Source organism: Microvirga sp. P4_G7 (assembly GCF_056401005.1).
Genome location: NZ_JBFUKD010001017.1, coordinates 1 through 944 on the forward strand (window position 1 = coordinate 1; position 944 = coordinate 944).

Here is a 944-nt window from a genome sequence, read left to right on the forward strand (position 1 = left end):
GTGAAATACCTTACGATCGGCGTCGTAGAGGACCTTCGCGCGGTTGAGATCGGCAGCCATCAGTTGCGTTTCGCGTGCAAGCGTCCGGCATTGCGTCTCGCGATAGGCGCGCGCGATCGAAACCGTGTTGTTCATCAGTTCGCGAATTGAGCCGGTGAACCAGGGATCGAGGCCACGCTCCAAGGTCACCGTCGCCACGATCGCCACCAGAATCGCCGGCAGGACAGCGACGAGGCTGAACAATCCGACGATTCGAACGTGAAGGCCGGCGGCTGCGGCCCCGGCCCGCCGCTCCCGCATCAAACGCTTGGTCTGCCAGGCGACGACGCCGAGCAGAACGAGAATGAGAACCCCGTTGAGGATGAAGACCCAGATGACGACGTCATGGGTCGGCAGGATCGGTGTCAGTCCGGCGAGAACCAGGAAGGTTGTCAGCGCCGATGCAAGGGCGGTCAGGACCGCGATCGGGCCGAGCCACCCCGGGCCGCGATGCCCGATCTCGGCCATATGACGCTGTGCTTGTGTATCCAGATTGGTCAAACCGGCATCCCGCTACGACGAGCGCGTTGTTCGCGCCCGACTATCGTGGTGATGCACCAACACAACACTGTGGTCAAATTATTACAGACCGCCGATCGTCAGCGCGTGCTCTTGATCACCTGAAGTTCGAGATCGCGGACCTTTTTACGCAGCGTGTTGCGGTTGACGCCTAGAAGCTCCGCCGCGCGGATCTGGTTTCCCCGCGTTGCCGCCAGCGCCKCCCCGATCAGTGGCCCCTCGATTTCGCGCAGAATGCGGTGGTAGAGACCGGGTGGCGGCAGCGTTTCCTTGAAGTTCGAGAAATAATCCGAGAGGTGCCGCTCGACGGCGTCGGATAGCGATTCCGAATCAGCCCTGGGAAGCAACTTGCCCGCTGCCGGTTGCGGCATTGAAATCGGGTGGGC

General features: G+C 61.9%; 1 protein-coding gene and 1 pseudogene. Both read right to left on the bottom strand.

The features are described 5' to 3' along the window. A pseudogene (locus tag AC1DT3_RS22685) lies at positions 1-540 on the bottom strand (PAS domain-containing sensor histidine kinase); the annotation flags it as partial. A 98-nt stretch (positions 541-638) separates the two neighbouring features. Then, positions 639-944: helix-turn-helix domain-containing protein (locus tag AC1DT3_RS22690; RefSeq protein ID WP_477467422.1), on the bottom strand; the 306-nt coding region annotated here is incomplete at its 5' end.